The following is an 18,051-nucleotide window of genomic DNA, read 5'->3' as shown; positions in this document are numbered from 1 at the left end:
GGGCGGGGCGCGGGGGGGGCCGCGAGACGCAGAGCGCCCGCCCCGCGGGTGCGGGACGGGCGCTCGGGCGCGGGTCAGGCGGCGCGCTGCTCCGCGACCACCGGCTCCAGGGCGATCTCCAGGACCTCGGCGACGTCGGCGACCGGGTGCACCCGCAGCTCACCGCGCACCGACTCCGGCACGTCGTCCAGGTCGGGCTCGTTGCGCTTCGGGATGATCACGTCGGTCAGCCCGGCCCGGTGCGCGGCGAGCAGCTTCTGCTTCACCCCGCCGATCGGCAGGACCTTGCCCTGCAGGGTGACCTCGCCGGTCATCCCGACCGAGCTGCGGACCGGCCGCCCGGAGGCGAGCGAGGCGAGCGCCGTGGTCATCGTGACGCCCGCGGACGGGCCGTCCTTCGGGACGGCGCCGGCCGGGACGTGCACGTGCAGCTTGCGCTGCGCCAGGTCCCCGGCGAGCCCCTTCGACCGCAGGTAGGACAGCGCGATCGAGACGGACTCGGTCATCACCTCACCGAGCTGCCCGGTGATCTGCAGGCCGGGCTCGCCGTCCATCGCGGTCGCCTCGATGAACAGCACGTCCCCACCGGCACCGGTGACGGCCAGTCCGGTCGCGACCCCGGGGACCGAGGTGCGCTCCGCGGTCTCCGGCGTGAACCTCGGCCGGCCGAGGTAGCCGACGAGCGAGTTGGCGTCGACCGTGACCGGGCCCTCGGCGCCGCCGTCCAGCTCGACGGCGACCTTCCGGAGCACCTTCGCCAGGCCGCGCTCCAGCTGGCGGACGCCGGCCTCCCGGGTGTACTCGGCGGCGATCATGGACAGCGCGACGTCGGTGAACTCGACGTCGTCCGGCTCCAGCCCGGCCGAGGTGATCTGCCGCGGGAGCAGGTGGTCACGGGCGATCGCGACCTTCTCCGGCTCGGTGTAGCCGTCGAGCGTCACGACCTCCATCCGGTCGGCGAGCGGCCCGGGGATCGCCGAGCCGTCGTTCGCGGTGGCCAGGAACAGCACGTTCGACAGGTCGAGATCGACCTCCAGGTAGTGGTCCCGGAACGTGTGGTTCTGCGCCGGGTCCAGCACCTCCAGCAGGGCCGCGGTCGGGTCACCCCGGAAGTCGCTGCCGACCTTGTCGATCTCGTCGAGCAGCACGACCGGGTTCATCGACCCGGCCTCCCGGATGGCCCGGACGATGCGGCCGGGCAGCGCGCCGACGTAGGTGCGCCGGTGCCCGCGGATCTCCGCCTCGTCCCGGACGCCGCCGAGCGCGACCCGGACGAACTTCCGGCCGAGCGAGCGGGCCACCGACTCCCCCAGCGACGTCTTGCCGACGCCGGGCGGGCCGACCAGGGACAGCACGGCGCCGGAGCCGCGCCCGCCCACGGTGTCCAGGCCCTTGCGGGTACGCCGGGACCGGACGGCCAGGAACTCGATCAGCCGCTCCTTGACGTCGTCGAGGCCGGCGTGGTCGGCGTCCAGGATCCGGCGCGCCTCGACGAGGTCGTCGGAGTCGGTCGTGGTGGTGGTCCACGGGATGTCGAGGACGGTGTCGAGCCAGGTCCGGATCCATCCGGACTCGGGGCTCTGGTCGGAGGCCCGCTCCAGCTTGCCGACCTCGGTCAGCGCGGCCTTGCGGACGTTCTCCGGCAGGTCGGCGGCCTCGACCTTGGCGCGGTAGTCGTCGTCGGCGGCGTCCGGGTCGCCCTCGCCGAGCTCCTTGCGGATCGCGGCGAGCTGCTGGCGCAGCAGGAACTCGCGCTGCTGGCGCTCCATGCCCTCGCGGACGTCGTTCGAGATCTTCTCGGAGACCTCCTGCTCGGCGACGTGCTCCTTCGTCCACTCCAGGAGCTTCTCCAGCCGCACGGTCACGTCGGTCTCGGCGAGCAGCTCGGCCTTGTGCGCGACGTCCAGCCAGGACGCCCATCCGGCCAGGTCGGCGAGCAGGCCGGGATCGGAGGTCTGCTGCACCGAGTCGATGACCTGCCAGGCGCCCCGCTGCTGCAGGATGCCGACGACCAGCGCCTTGTACTCCTTGGCGAGCTCGTGGGTGCGCCCGGTCGGCTCGGCCTCGGTCAGCGGCTCGGCCTCCACCCACAGCGCGGCACCGGGCCCGCCGACGCCGCTGCCGATCCGGGCGCGGCGCTCGCCGCGCACGACGGCGGCCTGGTCGCCGTTGGGGAGCCTGCCGATCTGCTCGAGCACGGCGACGACGCCGACGGAGCCGTAGCGGCCGTCGATCCGGGGGACGACGAGCACCCGTCTCCCGTCGTCGTTCTCCCGCCCGCCTGCGCCGGCCGCGTCCACGGCGGCGCGCGTGTCGGGAGCGTCGAGGCGGACCGGGACGACCATGCCGGGCAGCACGACCGCGTCGTCGAGGGGCAGGACGGGGAGGGTCAGCACATCACTCATGACCGTGCCAACGCTTACACCGTTGCACCCCATCCGCTGTCCGCTCACGGCGAACGCGCGGGACGCCTCACCAGCGTGGGCCGCCGCCCTGCACCTCGACCACCGCGGGCTTGACGTCGACGATGTAGACCAGCACGGCCACCATCGCCGCCAGCCAGAACATCGCGCCGCCGTACATCGGGCCGCCGGTGATGATCAGCAGCAGCAGGCCGACGCCGGTGATGCCCAGCCAGGCGTTCTTGGTGAGCTTCCCGGCCGCGGTGAAGGCGTCGGCGCGCTGACGCAGGGCGTGCAGGAACGCGTAGCCACCCACCGGGAGCGCGACGATCTTCAGGGCGAAGACGATCCACTGGTCGAGGACGTACAGCAGTTCCACGCGGCCAGAGTACGGGCAGTCCGGTCGCCGGTCACGCGGGCTCCGCGTCGGCGATGCGTCGCGCACCCCTCGGCCGCACCGGGGCCGGACGGCGGACCGCCCCCGCCGGCGGGAGGCCGGCGGGGGCGGTCGGTACTGCGCACCGGGCGGGACGTCCGGCGGGTGTCACTTCTTGGTGGTGCCGGTGGTGCTGCGCCGGGTGGCCGGCTTGCGGGCCGCCGCGGTGCGCGCACCGGTGTTGGTCTTCGGGTCGGTCTTCGCCGCGGCCTTGCGGGTGGTGGACCGGGTGGTGCCGGCGACCTCGTCCCCCGCCTCCTCGATCGCCTCGGCGGCGTCCTTGGAGACCTCGGTGACGGCCTCGGCGGCCTGGCCGGCCACGGCCTGGGTGCGACGCGCGACCTTCTCGCCGACCGAGCGGGTCTGCGTGGTCACCGTCTCCAGGGCCTTCTCGGCGGCGTCGTGGGTCTCGTCGACGAACTCGTCGACCCGCGCGTCGAACTTCTCGGTGAGGTCCTCGACGGTCGCGAAGGCCTGCTTGACCTGCGGCTGCTTGCGGATCTTGCCCCAGGCCTTCTCGCCGCGCTGGGCGAAGCCGACGTAGACGTCCTCGGCCTGGGCGCGGAACTCCTCGACCTGCTTGCGCAGGTTCTCGGAGCTGAGCTTGCCGCGCAGCTCCTTGAGGTCCTCCGGCAGCTCCTGCACGCGACCCTGGACCTCCTCGGCCCGCTTGGTCGCGGTGGACCGGACGTCGGCGACGGCCTTGGTCACGGTGGTGTAGGCGTAGTCGCCGGCGCCCAGCACGGCGAGCAGCGGGGTGCGGACGACCTCGGCCTGCTCGGCGGTCTGCTCGCGCAGCTTCTTCACGTCGGCACTGGTCGGGAGGTTCACGGCCATGGTGATCACTTCCTCGTCTCTGTCGGTGTGTCGGCAGCGCTGGCGGCGCCGTCGGTAGTGCTGCCGGCGGCGCTGCCGGTGAGACCGTTCTCCCTGCGGAACGACTCGTAGACATCGAGCAGCACGCGCTTCTGCCGCTCGGTGAGGGTCGGATCGGTGAGCACGGCGTCGGTGACCTTGCCGGCGGGCCTCTCCTCGAGGATCCCGGCGCGCACGTACAGCGCCTCGGCCGAGATCCGCAGGCCCTTGGCGAGCTGCTGCAGGATCTCCGCGGACGGCTTGCGCAGTCCGCGCTCGACCTGGCTCAGGTAGGGGTTGCTCACCCCCGCCGTGCGGGCCAGCTGGCGCATCGAGACCTGTGCGGCCTCGCGCTGGGCGCGGATGTAGGACCCGATGTCCTCCACCGCGTGCCCGACCACCTGCTGTGCCTGGCCGACGACCTGGCCGACCTGTTCGACAGCCTGGCCGACGCGCTCGGACGGTTCGGTGGAGGGCCTGGACCCACCGGCCGGTCCCGGTGCGGGGTCCGGTCTGGTGCCCATCGGCGCCACCTCCGATCTCTCCTCGTTGCCGTCACCGACGCTACGCGCCGGTGCTAGCTCCTGCAAGCGGAGTGCTAGCGCTGGTCACGTGGCGTGCGACACGTTCGTGACTACCCGATGGCAACGGGATGACGCCGGAATGACGCCGAGCGGGCTCAGAACACGAGCTCGCCGACGGTGTGGATGACCAGCCCGGCCAGCGCACCGACGACGGTGCCGTTGATCCGGATCCACTGCAGGTCCCGGCCCACCTGGAGCTCGATCTTGCGGGAGGTCTCCTCGGCGTCCCACTTCGCGACCGTCTCGGTGATCAGCGTGGTGATCTGGGACCGGTAGTGCCGGACGACGTAGCAGGCGGCGTCGGCCATCCAGCCGTCGAGCTTGCCGCTCAGCTCGGCGTCGCGGCCGAGCCGCCTGCCGAACGCCATCAGCCCGTCCCGGACCCGCAGCCGCAGCTCGTTGGACGGGTCGTCGGCGGCGTCGAGCACCATGCCCTTGACGACCGTCCAGGCCCGCCCGATGAAGTGCTGCACCTCGGGGTGCTCGACGACCTGGCGCTTGACCTGCTCGGCCCGGTCCATCGTGGCCGGGTCGCTCTGCAGGTCGCGCGCGAACTCGGCGAGATAGCGGTCCACGGCGTGCCGCAGCGGGTGCTCCGGGTCGGTCTTGACGCCCCAGGCGTAGCCGCGGATCTCGGCGAAGAGCTTGTCGGCCACCATGTCGTCGACGAACCGGGGGGTCCACGACGGCGCCCGCTCGTGCACGACCCGCAGCACCATCTCCTGGTTGTCGGCGACCCAGTCGTAGGCCCGGTCGCAGACGAGATCGACCAGGCGGCGGTGCGCGCCGTCGGTCAGCACGCCCTCCAGTGCCTTGCCCAGCGGCGGGCCGACCGGGATCTCCATCAGCTTGCGGACGGCGACCGTCTCGATGACGTTCTGCACGTCCTCGTCGCGCAGCACGGTGACCACGGCGCGGGCGGCGGTCACCAGCTCGGTGGTGACCCGGTCGGCGTTGCGCTGCTCGCCGATCCAGAGCCCCACCTGCTCGGCGACGCCGACCCGCTCCAGCTTGTCCCGGACGACCGCCTCGGACAGGAAGTTCTCGCCGACGAAGTCGCCGAGGCTGTCACCGATCATGTCCTTCTTGCGCGGGATGATCGCGGTGTGCGGGATCGGGATCCGCAGCGGATGCCGGAACAGCGCGGTGACGGCGAACCAGTCGGCCAGTGCGCCGACCATGCCCGCCTCGGCGCTGGCCCGCACGTACGCCGCCCAGGGCAGCCCCTGGACGGACTCCAGGTACTTGGCGATGAAGAAGACGATCGTGGCCCCGACCAGGAACCCGGTCGCGACGGCCTTCATCCGGCGCAGGTCACGCCGCTTCTGCTCGTCGCCGGGCCCGAAGCCGCCGAGCGGCGCCGAGGGCACCGACCCGACGTTCCGGTCCCGCGGCGAGGTCGGAGCCGGGGCGGGGCGCTCCGGCGCGCTCGAGGTCTGCACGTCCCCATAGTGCCCCGCGGCACCGACAGCCGGACTCGGGGTACACCGGGGGCGATCTCGGGGAATACCCGGGGGTGGGGCCGGCCGGGTCCGGGGGCTGTCCCCGCCGGACCCGGCCGAGGCCGGTGGAGCGGCTGCTCGGCGGCGCCCGCGGTGCGGGCTCCGCGCGCGGGGGAGAAGTGCTCCCCCGGGCGCCACTACCGGCGCGCAGCGTCCGGCCGGCCCCGGCACCCGGCATGACACCGGGCGGCAACGGGACGGGTTCGGGCGGACGGTGCGCCGGAGGTACGGGCCGGCAGGTGATCAGGCCGGTCCGTACCGGGTGCGGTCAGCGCCGCAGGGCGACCCCGGTCGCGGGGGTCTGCTCCGCATCGGCGCCGGCCGTGCCGTGCGAACGGATGGCATCGACGACCGCCTCGACGACGACGGACGCGTCGGGCACCCGGTACCCGACCCGCGCCGGCGCGACGCGCCACTGGACCCAGCCGTCCGGCCGCTCGGTCGGCGGGGCGACCACGCCGATGCCGTCGGTGTGCAGCACGACGTCGGTGTGCAGGCTGAGCTCTGCGGGCAGCGCGTGCCGCGGCGTCATCGGGAACCACCAGGTGCCCTGCGGGGTCGCCGCGACGGGCACGACCTCACCGGCCTCCCGCAGCGTGCGGCAGACCCTGCGGCCGACCTCGGCGGGCACCTCGATGACGTCGATCGACTCGCCGGTGGCGAGCAGCACCTCGGCTCCCGGCCCCGGCACGAGGGGCCAGCCGTGGTCGACGTACTCGCGTGCGGCAGCCCGCAGCTCCGCGCCGTAGACGGCTCGGTAGCTGTCCCACCAGGACATCGGGATCCACTTCCTTCCGCTTGCCGCGGCACCACCGTGGTGCCGCATCTGTGAAGTGCAACACCAGGATGCGGGTAAGAGTGACGTGCTCGCGAGTGGTCCGCGGCGAGCACGCGCGACGGCGAGACGAGCGGGTTCACCCCGACCGCACGGCGGCGAGGGCGCCGGTGAACGGCAGGTGACCGGCCCGAGCGATCGGACGGGCGGTGGCAACCCGGGCGACGCCCGCCGCCACACCGGTCGCCGTGCCGTCCGCCGGAGCGGCACCCGGAACGTGCGACGGCGCCGGCACCCGAGGGGTGCCGGCGCCGCCGGTTCACACACGAGCGGGGACGTGCCCCGCAAGGAAGATCAGATCACGCGGACCGAGTCGGCCTGCGGGCCCTTCTTGCCCTGGCTGGCCTGGAAGTCGACCCGCTGGTTCTCCTCCAGGCTCCGGAAGCCGTTGGCCTCGATCGCGGAGTAGTGGACGAAAACGTCCGGTCCCTCGTCGTCGGTGGCGATGAAGCCGAAGCCCTTCTCGGCGTTGAACCACTTGACGGTGCCCTGCGGCATAGCTGTGTCCTTCTCAGATGGAGCGGTTCCGGTCCCTCACTGCGAGGGCCGGAGGTCGCGCGGGCCACGTCGGAGACACATCCGCATCACCGGCGAAGCCCACCGTCACAACTTCACACGGACGCTTCACGGCGATCGGGGAAGAACGACTGCAACCGCGCGCAGGCTATCACGGCCCGGACCACCCGGTGCCGATCCGCCGGGCGGGCCCCGCGGGACACCCTCGGGACACCAGCCGCACACCACACGCTCCCCGCACGTCTCCGACGTCCCACCCGTCGCACCGGGCGACACGATGCGTGACGGTGTCCCGGATTTCCGGGCACACCCGGTCACCTGCGTCCCGAACGGGTGAGCACGAACGCCATTCCACGCCGACGGGTGAGCAGCCGGGCCGTCGACCCCCCGGACCGGGTGACCGGACGGGGTCCGATCCGGCCGCGGGCGCTCCGGCACCCCGTCCGGGGTCGCCCGTTCCGGGCGCATTGCAGTCCGATCCGCTCGCTGTGTGACCGCCGGGACTCCCGTGGCGGGTGTGGCCACGAACGGGTCACTGGTGGACGACGGCCGGTGACTACAAGCTCTGCGCCGTCCCTCAGCACAGCAACAGCCCGCGAACTGGAGAGAACGTGCGATCCCGAGTCACCGCTTCCGTCGCCCTGACCCTCATGATCGGCACCCTGGGTGTGTACGGCGCCGGCGCGGCCGGCGCGGCCGAGCCCACGCGTGCCTCCGCCCAGCCGGTCGCCCTCACGGCCGCCGCGCCGGAACAGTCCGCCGGCGACGGCCCGCTGGACCGGTTGTTCAACACCCTGTTCGGTGGTGGGACCACCGCGCCGGTCCCGGTCGATCCGGCCCCGGTCACCCCCGCGGTGCCGGCGGTGCCGGCCGACGTACAGGTGCCGGCCGAGGCACCGGTCCCGGCCGCGCCCGCGGTCCCGGCGGTGCCCGCCGCACCGGCCGTTCCCGCCGCCCCCGCGCTGCCGGCCGCCCCGGCCGTTCCTGCGGCACCGGCCGTTCCCGCGGTCCCGGCCGCCCCGGCGGAGGACGCCGTGGCCGGGGAGGTCCCGGCCCAGGAGGTCCCGGAGCCGCCGGTCGAGCCCGCTGTGCCCGCCGTGCCCGCTGCGCCTGCCGCGCCCGCTGTGCCCGCCGCCCCCGCGGTCCCGGCGGCCCCGGCCGTTCCGGGCGTCCCGGCCGCGCCGGCCGTCCCGGGCGTCCCGGCTGCGCCCGCCGATCCGGCCGTCCCGGCGGTCCCGGGCGCGCCGGAGGAGGCCGACGCCGGTCCCGAGGCCGCGCCGGGGGCCACCGCCACCCCGAGCCTGTGGGAGCGGCTGTTCGGCAGCGCCCGCTGAGTCGATCCGCCGGCGATCCACTGCCGTTCGACGGCGTCCCCCGGGCCCCGGGGGACGCCGTCGGGGCGTGCGGTCACCCCAGGTCGGCGGACCAGCCCCCGATCAGCGACCGGAAGACGCTGTCGAGCAGCTCGGACAGCTCGGTGCCGTCGTCGGCGAGCCAGCGCTCGTAGGCGGCGAGGCAGACCCCCAGGCAGGCGTGCCCGACGCTCTGCGGGACGAGGGCCGACGCCGGCTCGCCCCGGCGCTGGGCGACGTGATCGGCCACCACCTCACGCCACGCGGCGTAGCGCAGCGTGGAATGGGCCTGCAGCGCGGGCGTGCCGAGGATCAGCCGCAGCCGTCTGCGGTGCCACGGCTGCTCGGCCGGCTCGACGTGGTTGAACTCCAGCACCGCCCGCCGGATGCCCTCGAGCACCGGCAGATCGGCCGGCTGGGCGGCGAGGACCGCGCGCATCCGGACCAGCTGCTCGTCGAACGCTCCCCAGGCGACGTCGTTCTTCGAGGCGTAGTAGCGGAAGAAGGTGCGCCGGCCGATCCCGGCCGCGATCGCGACGTCGTCGACCGTGGTGTGCTCGAAGCCGTGGTCGCTGAACATCTCGAGGGCGATGTGCTCGATCTCGTACCGGGAGGTGACCGGCCGCCGACCGGCCCTCCGCAGCGGCGACACCCCGCCGGAACCGTCCGTGTCGTCCCGGCTGTTCCCGGTCAACGCCGACATCCCCGCGCCTCCCGCCCGTCCACACCAACGCTGCACCGATCATCCCACGGCTCCCGCACCGCACGTTCGGACACCGCTCGGGGGCGCCGTTCGCCGGAAAGGGCCTCCACACTGTCGGTGGGCAGGAGCACACTCGCCTCGACACGGACCGGGACCGCCCCGGCCCACCCCGTCCGGGGACGTCGCGAGGGGGAACCGATGACCGCACCCGCCAGGGCAGGCAGCAACGCGGGAAGCGCCGAGGAGACCGATCCGAGACCGCTCGACCAGCAGATCGAGGACTACCGGCGGGAGCTGACCGGCTACTGCTACCGGATGCTCGGGTCCGCCTTCGAGGCGGAGGACGCGGTGCAGGACACCATGGTCCGCGCCTGGAAGGGCCTGGCCAGGTTCGACGGGCGGTCCTCGCTGCGGTCCTGGCTGTACCGGATCGCCACGAACGTCTGCATCGACGCGCTGAACGGCCGCAAGCGGCGGGCCGTGCCGATGGACCTCGGCGGCCCGGGGGCGCCGGTGGCCGGGTCGCTGCGCGAGCCGCTCCCGGACTCCGAGTGGCTGGAGCCGATGCCGGACGCGCGGGTCTCCACCCCGGCGGGCGACCCGGCCGACAAGGCGATCGCGAAGGAGACGATCCGGCTCGCCTTCGTCGCGGCGCTGCAGCACCTGCCCGCCCGCCAGCGGGTCGTCCTGATCCTGCGCGAGGTGCTCTGCTGGCGCGCCGCCGAGGTCGCCGAGCTGCTCGACACCTCGGTCGCGTCGGTGAACAGCGCCCTGCAGCGGGCCCGCGCGACGCTGGCCGACCAGGGCGTCTCCGAGGCCGCACCGGGCACCACCCCGGTCGTCGATCCGGCGCAGACCGAGCTGCTGATGCGCTACATGGCGGCGTTCGAGGCGTTCGACATGGAGGCGCTGACCGCGCTGCTGCACGCCGACGTCGAGCAGAACATGCCGCCGCTGGAGCTGTGGTTCCGCGGCCGGGACGACGTGGTCGCCTGGATGGCGACCGGCCCCGGCCAGGCCTGCCGCGGATCGCGGGTCGCCCCGGTGGAGATCAACGGCACGGTCGGGTTCGCCCAGTGGAAGCCCTCCGGGCCGAACGGCGAGTTCCAGGCGTGGGGCATCACCGCGCTGCGGATCGAGGGCGGCGCCGTCACCGGGCTGAGCATCTTCCTCAACACCGAACTGTTCGCCTACTTCGGGCTGCCGCTCGCGCTGGCGGACCGGCCGGAGCTGTGGGAGCCGAAGACGGCCGGGATCGCGGGGGGAGGAACCGTTCCGCCGACGGCGTAATCGGCGGCCGGGGCGCACCGGGCGGGCCTAGCGTCGCGGACGGGCCCGCCGATCGGCGACGGGCCCGAGTCCGGAGGTCCCGATGCCGTTCCTGTCCGCCCCGTCCGATCCCGCCGAGCGGCTCCTCGGCGCCCGGATCGTGCTGCTGTCCCGCGAGCTCGACGACGAGGTCGCCGCGGAGACGTGCGCCCGGCTGCTGCTGCTCGCCGCGGAGGACCCGCGGCGCGACGTCACCCTGCACCTGCTCTCCCCCGGCGGCTCCCCGGTGGCCGCGATGGCCGTGCACGACACGATCCGGACCCTCGGCGTCGACGTGGTCACCGTCGCGGTGGGCTCGATCGCCGGGCCGGTGCCGTTCCTGGTCGCGGCCGGCACTCCCGGCAAGCGGTACGCGCTGCCGCACGCCGCGCTGCTGCCCTCGGCCTGGGACGCGGCGGGGCAGGTCCGGGGCGCGCATCCGGGCGACGTCCGGGTCCGCGCGGATCATCTGGCCCACCGGCGGGAGGAGATCGACGCGCTCACCGAGCGGTACTGCGGCGCGCCGCTGCCCGACGACGCCCGGTCGCGCTGGCTGAGCGCGACCGAGGCGGTGACGTTCGGGCTCGCCGATCACGTCCGCGGATCGGATAGCTAAGCTTCCGCAGGTGCGCGTGTCAGAGCTGTCCCGGTCGTCCGAGGTCCCGGTCGCGACCATCAAGTACTACCTCCGCGAGGGCCTGCTGCACCGCGGCGAGACCACCTCGCCCAACCAGGCCCGCTACGACGAGTCGCACCTGCGGCGGCTCCGGCTGATCCGGGCACTCGTCGAGGTCGGCGGGCTGCCCATCGCCGTCGTCCGGGACGTGCTGGCCGCCGTCGACGACCCGGACACCGGGCTGCACCGGATGCTCGGGCGCACCGTGTACGCGGTCACCGGGACCGGCGACGGCGGCGGCGCGTTCGCCGAGCGCGCGGAGGCCGACGTGCGCGCCCTCACCGCGCACCTCGGCTGGCGGGTCTCGGACCGGGCGCCCGCGCTCGCCGGGGCCCGCAGCGTGCTCGCCCGGATGCACGAGCTCGGCCACCCGCCGGACGCGGACACCCTGCAGCGATGGGCGGAGGCGGCCGACCGGATCGGCGAGGCGGACCTGGATGCCGTCGGGCGGGTCGCCGACCGGGAGGGCGTCGCGGAGACCGCACTGGTGGCGACGGTGCTGGGCGACGCGCTGATCGCCGCGCTGCGCCGGATCGCGCAGGAGAGCCACTCGTCGAGCCGCTACCCCGCCGCCGGCATCTGATGGACAGTGTGACTATCCGATAGTTACAGTATCCGTACTGTCGCTCCGGAGGTCACGATGTCGCTGCGCACCGCACTCGCCTGGCACCGCCCGCTGATGATCGTCGGCCTGGCCTGCGTCGCACTGGTCCCGCTCGGGCTGGTCGGGATGCTGGTCGACCCCCGCGTGCTGCTCGGCGCCCCGATCTGGCTCAAGCCGGTCAAGTTCGCCGTGTCCATCGCGATCTTCTGCGTGACCTGGGCGTGGCTGTACGCGCAGCTGCGGGAGCGGCGTGGACGGGCGCCGTTGGCGTTCGCGGCGGGCACCGTCGCCGCGGTGGCGCTGGCGATCGAGATGGTCGTGCTCGTCGTGCAGGCCGGGCGCGGGACGACCAGCCACTTCAACATGACGACGCCGCTGGACTCCACGCTGTGGGCGGTCATGGGCGGCTCGATCGTGGTGGCCTGGCTGGTCACGCTCTGGCTGACCGCCGCACTGTTCGGGCTCCGCGGCCTCGATCCGGCGCGGTCGCTGGCCATCCGGGCCGGGGCGGTGATCGCGCTGGTCGGGATGGCGCTCGGGTTCCTGATGACCGGCCCGACGCCGGACCAGCTCAGCGACTTCCAGGGGATCGTCGGCGCGCACACCGTCGGCCCGCCCGACGGCGGGCCCGGCCTGGCCGTCGTCGGCTGGAGCACCGTCGGCGGGGATCTGCGGATCCCGCACTTCGTCGGGATGCACGCGCTGCAGCTCCTGCCGCTGCTGCTGATCGGCCTGGAGCTCGCCGCCGCCCGGGTCGCCGTGCTGGCCGATCCCCGGGTCCGGCGCGATCTCGTCGCGACGGCGACGGCGGGCTACGCCGCGCTCCTTGCTCTGCTCACCTGGCAGGCACTGCGCGGGCAACCGCTGCTCGCCCCCGACGCGTGGACGGCCGCCGCGTTCGGGGTGCTGGTCATCGGCGTGGTCGCCGGGGCGGTGCTCGCGCTGCGGCGGCAGGCGGTGCCGGTCAGCCGGTCCGGGAGGGACGGCCGCTGATCCGGTCCCGGTCGGCCGGCTCGGGATGGCCGTGGTGCTCGACCAGCGTCCGCAGCAGCCGCACCAGCTCGGCCCGCCGGCCCGGGGAGAGCGGGGCGAGCAGCTCGTCCTGGGCGCCGGCCAGGACGGCGTCGAGCCGGTGCAGCCGCTCCCGGCCGGCGTCGGTCAGCTCGACGACGTTGCGCCGCCGGTCGGCCGGATCGGGGGCGCGGGTGACCTCCCCGCGCCCGGCCAGCTCGCCGATCAGCCCGACCAGGTCGCTGGCGTGGATGCCGGTGCGCGCGCCGAGCCCGGCCTGACTGGCCGGGCCGTGGTCGGCGAGCGTCGCCAGCACCGCGTAGTGCCACCGGTGCGCGCCGGCCCCGGCCAGCTCCGCGCCGACCACCCGTTCCGCGTGCCGGGCGGTGAGCCCCAGCAACCGGCTCGCGAGACCGTCCAGCCGTCCGTCGTCCGCCATCCCACGAGCCTACCGTTGCGTTGGTCCGACTCACGAATTACCGTTAGTCGGACCAACGATTCAGGAGGCACCGATGACCGCCTTCGGCACCCAGCTGCTCGGCCGCACCGAGAAGGCACTCAACGCGCTGCTGCTCCGCGAGCTGGCCGGGACCGGGCTCGACGAGCACCGCTGGATCGCGCTGACGCTGACCGTCGCCGGCGGGCCCGATGCCACCGGCCGCATCGCGGGCGCGCTGCAGGTGGACCGGGCGACCGCCGAGGCCCGGCTCGACGAGCTGGCCGCGGCCGGCCTGGTCCGGACCGGCAGCAGCGGAGACGGCGGGCCCGCCGCGACCGCGGAGGGGATCGCGCTGCGCGAGCGGATCGTCGCGGCCACCGGCCGGATCACCGCGCAGCTGTGGGGGGATCTGCCGCCCGCCGACCTGACCGTGGCCGGCGACGTGCTGCACACCGTGCTGTCCCGGGCCCGGGCCGCGCTCGCCACCGGCTGACCGCAGGCCCGGCGGGGCTATCGTGGACCGGACGGCGATGGGGCTCGCCGACAACCGCGCCCGCGCGCTGATGGCTCCTACCCGACGATCGTGGGTGGGTGAGGCGTGTGCGGACGACCGGTTCCCGGGTCCCGATGGCGGTCGCGGTGGGTGGCGTGGTCGGCGCCGAGATCCGCTACCTGCTGGGCGTCGCGTTCCCGGCCGCACCCGGCGGCTGGCCGTGGACCACGTTCTGGATCAACGTCAGCGGCTGCCTGCTGATCGGCGTCCTCTACACCGTGCTCGCCGGGGCGGACCGGCCGAACCCGCTGCTGCGTCCGCTGCTCGGGGTCGGCGTCCTGGGCGGCTTCACGACGTTCTCCGCCTGGTCGGTGGAGACGGTGCAGCTCGCCGGGCACGGCCACTACGGGCTCGCGCTGGGCTACGCGCTGGCGTCACCGGTCGTCGCGGTGGCGGCCTGCGCGCTCGCCGTGGCGCTGACCCGCCGGATCGGCGGTGCCCGATGGACGCGCTGACCGTCCTGCTGGTCGGCGTGGGTGCCGCGGTCGGTGCGCCGCTGCGCCACCTGGCCGACGCGGTGGTGCGGGCCCGGCTCGATCCGGTGTTCCCGTGGGCGACGTTCGCGGTGAACGTCGCCGGCTCGCTGCTGCTCGGCGCGCTGGTCGGTGCCGCGGGTGCGCTCCCACCGGGGCTCGGCCCGCTGCTCGGGACCGGCTTCTGCGGGGCGCTGACCACCTACAGCACCTTCGGGTACGAGCTCGTCGCGCTCGCCGAGCGTCGGGCCACGCCGACCGCGGTGGCCTACCTGGCGGGCAGCGTCGCGTCCGGGATCCTCGCCGCGGCCGCCGGCTGGGCGCTGGCCGGACTGGTGCTGTGACCCGGTCCCGGCCGGCGGTCGGCCGCACGACCGGGCTGTCTTCGACACCGACGGCGACGACGGCGCCGGGCTATCCGGCCGGGACCGGCTGCGGTGCGGATCCCCGCCGCCCCGGGTCGGTGATCCGGGCCACCACCGACACCATCGCCCGTCGGGGGAGGAAGCGGGCGGCGAGCGAGCTGAGCCGGTTGACCCGGCCGTCGATCACGCTGGGCCCGGGGTCGCGCCGGGCGAGATGGCGCAGCGCGGTCCCGACGACGTCCTCGGCGGTGCGCTTGCGTGCCCCGGAGGTGGCGTCCTCGGTGCCGACGACGTCGTTGAACTCGGTGGCGGTGGCGCCCGGGGAGAGCGCGAAGACCGTCACGCCGGTGCCGCGCAGCTCCGCCCACAGCGACTCGGTGAAGCTGAGCACGAACGCCTTCGCCGCGCCGTAGACGGCCATCCGCGGGGTGGGGTTGTACGCCGCCATGCTCGCGACGTTGATCAGGAACCCGCGGGCGGCCTGCACCTGCGGCAGGAACGCCCGCGCGATCGCGACGGGTGCGGCGACGTCGACCGCGATCTCCCGGTCGAGCCGGTCCTGGTCCTCCCCGCCGAACATGCCGAACGTCCCGAAGCCGGCGTTGTTGATCACCGCCGTGACGCCGGCGCCGCGGGCCGCGACGGCGTCCCGCAATCCGGGGCCGACCCCGGGCGCGGACAGGTCGAACGGCACGACGGTGACCGCGACACCGGTGCCGGCGCGCAGCTCGGCGGCGAGCGCCTCCAGCCGGTCGGCCCGCCGGGCGACGAGGACCAGATCGGCCCCGCGCCCGGCCAGCGCCGTCGCGAAGGCACGGCCGATCCCGGAGCTGGCACCGGTGACGAGGACGGTGTGCGTACTGACATCAACAGCCATGTCGGCAGTCTATGCCTATCTGACAGTGACTGCCACACTCTCGTGCTGCGAGAGGAGATCGCCTCGGCCCCGGCACCGGGAAGTAGATTCGGCCCCATGCAGACGCCCGCCCGACCGACGCTGCGGGACCGGTCCCGCGAGCTGGCGGTGCGCAGCATCCTCGACACCGCGATCCCGCTGTTCGTCGAGCAGGGCTACGAGGCGACGACGATGGCGCAGATCGCCGAGCAGGCCGGGATCTCGCAGCGGTCCCTGTTCCGCTACTTCGGCGCGAAGGAGGACCTGGTCTGCGGCGCGCAGGACGAGCTCGGGGAGATGTTCGCCCGGGTCGTCGCCGAGGAGCTGCCGCGCACCGGGCCGTGGGACGCGCTGCGCGCCGGCTGGATCGCCGTCACCACGGCGAACCACACGCCGGACGAGGCGTTCGTGCTGAGCAGGCTCATCCTCGGCACGCCGGCGCTGCTGGCCAGCTACCTGGTGAAACGGCAGCGCTGGCAGGACGCGCTCGTCCCGCTGGTCACCGACCGGATCGGGCGGGCCGGCCACGACGACGCCGAGCTGGTGGCGCGGGCGGTGATCGCCGCGTCGTTCAGCTGCTGCGACGCGGCCGGCCGGATCTGGGTGACCGGTTCACCGGCCGACGACTGGCTCGCCCTCTACGACCGGTGCGTGCGGGCCGTACTGGCGGGCGACCTCGGCCCGCCTGACGCCGACCCGCCCGCCTGACGCCGACCCGCACCCCCCGGACCGCGGCCACCTCCGGCCGCGCACCGGCGGCGCCCGCACCGGGCCGCACCAGGCCGCACCGGGCCGGCCGTCACGGCCGGCCGGTCGCCTCCCCGCTCAATCCGGCGATGGTGCGGTGCAGGGCCGAGTGGTCCGATCCACCGTCCCCGGCCGCCCGGGTCGCGGCGACCAGCTGGGCCACCAGCGCACCGACCGGGGTCACCACACCGGCCGCCCGGGCCGCGTCGGCGACGATGCCCATGTCCTTGTGGTGCAGGTCGATCCGGAAGCCCGGCGTGTAGTCGGCGTCGAGCATCTTCTGCGCCTTCTGGGTCAGCACCGCCGAGCCGGCGAGGCCGCCGCCGAGCACCTCGACCGCGGCGGGCAGGTCCGCGCCGTGCGCCTGCAGGAACACCAGGGCCTCGGCCAGCAGCGCGATGTTGCCCGCGACGATCAGCTGGTTGGCGGCCTTCACGGTCTGCCCCGAACCGATCGGCCCGACGTGCACGACGGTGCGCCCGACGGCGTCGAGCAGCGGCCGGGCCGCCCCGACGTCGTCGGCCTTCCCGCCGACCATGATCGACAGGGTGGCGTTCTCGGCGCCGGCCTGCCCGCCCGAGACCGGGGCGTCGATCATCCGCAGACCGCGCGCCGCGGCCCGCTCCGCGAGGTCGCGGGCGACGTCCGGCCGGATCGTCGAGAAGTCGATCACCAGCGTGCCCGGCTTCGCCGTGGCGAACACGCCGTCCTCGCCGTCGAGCACCGCCTCCACGTCGGGCGAGTCGGGCAGCATCAGCGCGACGACGTCGGCGCCGTCGACCGCCTCGGCGACCGATCCCGCGGCGCGGCCACCGGCGTCGACCAGCGGGCGGGTCTTCTCCGGGCTGCGGTTGAAGCCGGTCACCTCGTGACCGGCCGCCACCAGGTGGCGGGCCATCGGGCCGCCCATGATGCCGAGTCCGATGAAGCCGATCGTGGTCATGCGGTGCCTCCGGTCGGGGTGGTCGTGCCGGCGGGCCGGGCGAGCCAGCCGAACGGGTCGTCGGTGGTCGACTTGTACTCCAGACCGATCCGGCCGCGGTACCCGGTGGCCGCGACCTGCTCCAGCAGCGCGGCGACCGGCAGGTCGCCGGTGCCGGGCTCGCCGCGGCCGGGCGCGTCGGCGACCTGAACGTGACCGATCCGGTCGCCGTACGCGGAGATCGCGGCGGCCGGGTCGTCGCCGTTCACCGCCAGATGGAACACGTCGAGCAGCAGCCGCACGTCGTCCGAGCCCACCCGGTCCAGGACGGCGACGGCGTCCGCGGCGGTCCGCAGCGGGTAGGCGTCGATCCCGCTGACCGGCTCCACCAGCGCCACCGCGCCGATCCGGCCGGCCGCCCGCCCGGCCAGCGCCAGGTTCCCGGCCGCCAACTCGTCCTGCTCCTGCACCGCGACGCCGTCGATCCGGTTGCCGTACAGCGCGTTGAACCCGGTCGTGCCGAGCCGCTCGCCGATTCCGACCGCGACCGCGACGTTGTCGGCGAACTCGCCCGTCCGCCGCGGGTCGGACAGGATGCCGCGCTCGCCCGCCGCCATGTCACCCGCGGCGAAGTTGAGCCCGGTCAGCGTGACGCCGGCGTCGGACACGGCGGTCACGAACTCCTCGATCTCGCGGTCGGCGGGGACCGGCCGGTCGAACGGCCACCAGAACTCGACCGCGTCGAACCCGGCCGCGGCGGCCGCCGCCGGACGGTCCAGCAGCGGCAGGCCGGCGAGGACGATCGAGCAGTTGACGGTGGCCGGGAGGGGGAGGGTGATGGGCACTGCTGCTCCTTGTGCTGGCCGGGGCGCC

Annotated in this window: 21 protein-coding genes and 1 riboswitch; of the genes, 9 read left to right on the top strand and 12 right to left on the bottom strand. The window is 74.5% G+C overall.

What is annotated here, in order from left to right; all coding sequences use genetic code 11:
* Positions 1 to 74: 74 nt before the first annotated feature.
* From lon to ABD160_RS19790, 7 genes are all read right to left on the bottom strand, one after another.
* A complete protein-coding gene (gene lon / locus ABD160_RS19820) occupies positions 75 to 2,405 on the bottom strand; it encodes an endopeptidase La (RefSeq protein WP_344024615.1) in 2,331 nt (776 codons plus the stop codon).
* Between the two features lie 67 nt (positions 2,406 to 2,472).
* Entirely contained in the window at positions 2,473 to 2,781 is a 309-nt protein-coding gene (locus ABD160_RS19815; protein WP_344024613.1) for a DUF2516 family protein, read from the bottom strand.
* A 165-nt stretch (positions 2,782 to 2,946) separates the two neighbouring features.
* Positions 2,947 to 3,675 (bottom strand): hypothetical protein, encoded by a 729-nt coding sequence (locus ABD160_RS19810; RefSeq protein WP_344024611.1) that lies wholly within the window; start codon positions 3,673 to 3,675, stop codon positions 2,947 to 2,949.
* A gap of 5 nt (positions 3,676 to 3,680) precedes the next feature.
* Positions 3,681 to 4,217 carry a helix-turn-helix domain-containing protein gene (locus ABD160_RS19805; protein WP_344024609.1) on the bottom strand — a complete coding sequence of 179 codons (537 nt, stop codon included), beginning with the start codon at positions 4,215 to 4,217 and terminating at the stop codon, positions 3,681 to 3,683.
* A 155-nt stretch (positions 4,218 to 4,372) separates the two neighbouring features.
* Positions 4,373 to 5,719, bottom strand: a complete 1,347-nt coding sequence (locus ABD160_RS19800; RefSeq protein ID WP_425563637.1) for a DUF445 domain-containing protein — start codon at positions 5,717 to 5,719, stop codon at positions 4,373 to 4,375.
* Positions 5,720 to 6,047: 328 nt separating this feature from the next.
* Positions 6,048 to 6,557, bottom strand: coding sequence for a bifunctional DNA primase/polymerase (locus ABD160_RS19795; RefSeq protein WP_344024608.1), 510 nt, complete (start codon positions 6,555 to 6,557; stop codon positions 6,048 to 6,050).
* A 351-nt stretch (positions 6,558 to 6,908) separates the two neighbouring features.
* Positions 6,909 to 7,112: a cold-shock protein gene (locus ABD160_RS19790; RefSeq protein ID WP_068796724.1), complete on the bottom strand. Its 204-nt coding sequence runs from the start codon at positions 7,110 to 7,112 to the stop codon at positions 6,909 to 6,911.
* A 668-nt stretch (positions 7,113 to 7,780) separates the two neighbouring features.
* Between ABD160_RS19790 and ABD160_RS19785 the strand changes: the two genes are divergently transcribed.
* Positions 7,781 to 8,464, top strand: coding sequence for a hypothetical protein (locus tag ABD160_RS19785; protein WP_344024602.1), 684 nt, complete (start codon positions 7,781 to 7,783; stop codon positions 8,462 to 8,464).
* A gap of 73 nt (positions 8,465 to 8,537) precedes the next feature.
* Here ABD160_RS19785 and mftR read toward each other — a convergent pair whose 3' ends face one another.
* A complete protein-coding gene (gene mftR, locus ABD160_RS19780; RefSeq protein WP_344024600.1) occupies positions 8,538 to 9,176 on the bottom strand; it encodes a mycofactocin system transcriptional regulator in 639 nt (212 codons plus the stop codon).
* 207 nt (positions 9,177 to 9,383) lie between these two features.
* On the opposite strand from mftR, the gene ABD160_RS19775 reads away from it, so the two are divergent.
* The 4 genes from ABD160_RS19775 (at position 9,384) to ABD160_RS19760 (ending at position 12,766) form a co-directional block, all read left to right on the top strand.
* Positions 9,384 to 10,475, top strand: a complete 1,092-nt coding sequence (locus ABD160_RS19775; RefSeq protein ID WP_344024598.1) for a sigma-70 family RNA polymerase sigma factor — start codon at positions 9,384 to 9,386, stop codon at positions 10,473 to 10,475.
* Positions 10,476 to 10,557: 82 nt separating this feature from the next.
* Positions 10,558 to 11,109 carry an ATP-dependent Clp protease proteolytic subunit gene (locus ABD160_RS19770; protein ID WP_344024596.1) on the top strand — a complete coding sequence of 184 codons (552 nt, stop codon included), beginning with the start codon at positions 10,558 to 10,560 and terminating at the stop codon, positions 11,107 to 11,109.
* A 10-nt stretch (positions 11,110 to 11,119) separates the two neighbouring features.
* Positions 11,120 to 11,752 (top strand): MerR family transcriptional regulator, encoded by a 633-nt coding sequence (locus tag ABD160_RS19765; RefSeq protein WP_344024594.1) that lies wholly within the window; start codon positions 11,120 to 11,122, stop codon positions 11,750 to 11,752.
* A gap of 57 nt (positions 11,753 to 11,809) precedes the next feature.
* Positions 11,810 to 12,766, top strand: a complete 957-nt coding sequence (locus ABD160_RS19760) for a hypothetical protein (protein WP_344024591.1) — start codon at positions 11,810 to 11,812, stop codon at positions 12,764 to 12,766.
* On the opposite strand, the gene ABD160_RS19755 is transcribed toward ABD160_RS19760, so the two are convergent.
* Positions 12,738 to 13,223: a MarR family winged helix-turn-helix transcriptional regulator gene (locus tag ABD160_RS19755; RefSeq protein WP_344024588.1), complete on the bottom strand. Its 486-nt coding sequence runs from the start codon at positions 13,221 to 13,223 to the stop codon at positions 12,738 to 12,740. The two genes, ABD160_RS19760 and ABD160_RS19755, sit on opposite strands and share 29 nt — an antisense overlap.
* Positions 13,224 to 13,296: 73 nt before the next feature.
* On the opposite strand from ABD160_RS19755, the gene ABD160_RS19750 reads away from it, so the two are divergent.
* From ABD160_RS19750 to ABD160_RS19740, 3 genes are all read left to right on the top strand, one after another.
* On the top strand, positions 13,297 to 13,716 hold the full coding sequence (locus tag ABD160_RS19750; protein WP_344024586.1) for a MarR family winged helix-turn-helix transcriptional regulator: 420 nt from the start codon (positions 13,297 to 13,299) through the stop codon (positions 13,714 to 13,716).
* 24 nt (positions 13,717 to 13,740) lie between these two features.
* Positions 13,741 to 13,803, top strand: a riboswitch (Fluoride riboswitch).
* 11 nt (positions 13,804 to 13,814) lie between these two features.
* Entirely contained in the window at positions 13,815 to 14,231 is a 417-nt protein-coding gene (gene crcB / locus ABD160_RS19745) for a fluoride efflux transporter CrcB (RefSeq protein ID WP_344024584.1), read from the top strand.
* A complete protein-coding gene (locus ABD160_RS19740; RefSeq protein WP_344024581.1) occupies positions 14,219 to 14,593 on the top strand; it encodes a fluoride efflux transporter FluC in 375 nt (124 codons plus the stop codon). The genes crcB and ABD160_RS19740 overlap by 13 nt, the downstream gene beginning before the upstream one ends.
* Positions 14,594 to 14,663: 70 nt before the next feature.
* Here ABD160_RS19740 and ABD160_RS19735 read toward each other — a convergent pair whose 3' ends face one another.
* Positions 14,664 to 15,491 (bottom strand): SDR family NAD(P)-dependent oxidoreductase, encoded by an 828-nt coding sequence (locus tag ABD160_RS19735; protein ID WP_344024579.1) that lies wholly within the window; start codon positions 15,489 to 15,491, stop codon positions 14,664 to 14,666.
* A gap of 96 nt (positions 15,492 to 15,587) precedes the next feature.
* On the opposite strand from ABD160_RS19735, the gene ABD160_RS19730 reads away from it, so the two are divergent.
* Positions 15,588 to 16,217, top strand: a complete 630-nt coding sequence (locus tag ABD160_RS19730) for a TetR/AcrR family transcriptional regulator (RefSeq protein WP_344024577.1) — start codon at positions 15,588 to 15,590, stop codon at positions 16,215 to 16,217.
* Between the two features lie 91 nt (positions 16,218 to 16,308).
* On the opposite strand, the gene ABD160_RS19725 is transcribed toward ABD160_RS19730, so the two are convergent.
* Both ABD160_RS19725 and ABD160_RS19720 read right to left on the bottom strand, forming a co-directional pair.
* The gene (locus ABD160_RS19725) at positions 16,309 to 17,199 is read right to left on the bottom strand and encodes a 2-hydroxy-3-oxopropionate reductase (RefSeq protein ID WP_344024575.1); all 891 of its coding nucleotides are present in this window, start codon (positions 17,197 to 17,199) and stop codon (positions 16,309 to 16,311) included.
* Positions 17,196 to 18,023: a hydroxypyruvate isomerase family protein gene (locus ABD160_RS19720; protein WP_344024573.1), complete on the bottom strand. Its 828-nt coding sequence runs from the start codon at positions 18,021 to 18,023 to the stop codon at positions 17,196 to 17,198. Before ABD160_RS19720 ends, ABD160_RS19725 begins: the two co-directional genes overlap by 4 nt.
* Between the last annotated feature and the right edge of the window lie 28 nt (positions 18,024 to 18,051).

The sequence above is a fragment of the Pseudonocardia kongjuensis genome (assembly GCF_039526905.1).
GTDB lineage: Bacteria > Actinomycetota > Actinomycetes > Mycobacteriales > Pseudonocardiaceae > Pseudonocardia > Pseudonocardia kongjuensis.
This window is presented reverse-complemented; position numbering and strand designations above follow the sequence as displayed.

Coding starts and splice junctions, on each gene's coding strand:
- lon (WP_344024615.1), bottom strand. CDS start 2,405: ATGAGTGATGTGCTGACCCTCCCCGTCCTGCCCCTCGACGACGCGGTC.
- ABD160_RS19775 (WP_344024598.1), top strand. CDS start 9,384: ATGACCGCACCCGCCAGGGCAGGCAGCAACGCGGGAAGCGCCGAGGAG.
- ABD160_RS19790 (WP_068796724.1), bottom strand. CDS start 7,112: ATGCCGCAGGGCACCGTCAAGTGGTTCAACGCCGAGAAGGGCTTCGGC.
- ABD160_RS19740 (WP_344024581.1), top strand. CDS start 14,219: ATGGACGCGCTGACCGTCCTGCTGGTCGGCGTGGGTGCCGCGGTCGGT.
- ABD160_RS19750 (WP_344024586.1), top strand. CDS start 13,297: ATGACCGCCTTCGGCACCCAGCTGCTCGGCCGCACCGAGAAGGCACTC.
- ABD160_RS19735 (WP_344024579.1), bottom strand. CDS start 15,491: ATGGCTGTTGATGTCAGTACGCACACCGTCCTCGTCACCGGTGCCAGC.
- ABD160_RS19785 (WP_344024602.1), top strand. CDS start 7,781: ATGATCGGCACCCTGGGTGTGTACGGCGCCGGCGCGGCCGGCGCGGCC.
- ABD160_RS19730 (WP_344024577.1), top strand. CDS start 15,588: ATGCAGACGCCCGCCCGACCGACGCTGCGGGACCGGTCCCGCGAGCTG.
- ABD160_RS19725 (WP_344024575.1), bottom strand. CDS start 17,199: ATGACCACGATCGGCTTCATCGGACTCGGCATCATGGGCGGCCCGATG.
- ABD160_RS19755 (WP_344024588.1), bottom strand. CDS start 13,223: ATGGCGGACGACGGACGGCTGGACGGTCTCGCGAGCCGGTTGCTGGGG.
- ABD160_RS19760 (WP_344024591.1), top strand. CDS start 11,810: ATGTCGCTGCGCACCGCACTCGCCTGGCACCGCCCGCTGATGATCGTC.
- ABD160_RS19810 (WP_344024611.1), bottom strand. CDS start 3,675: ATGGCCGTGAACCTCCCGACCAGTGCCGACGTGAAGAAGCTGCGCGAG.
- ABD160_RS19795 (WP_344024608.1), bottom strand. CDS start 6,557: ATGTCCTGGTGGGACAGCTACCGAGCCGTCTACGGCGCGGAGCTGCGG.
- ABD160_RS19770 (WP_344024596.1), top strand. CDS start 10,558: ATGCCGTTCCTGTCCGCCCCGTCCGATCCCGCCGAGCGGCTCCTCGGC.
- ABD160_RS19805 (WP_344024609.1), bottom strand. CDS start 4,217: ATGGGCACCAGACCGGACCCCGCACCGGGACCGGCCGGTGGGTCCAGG.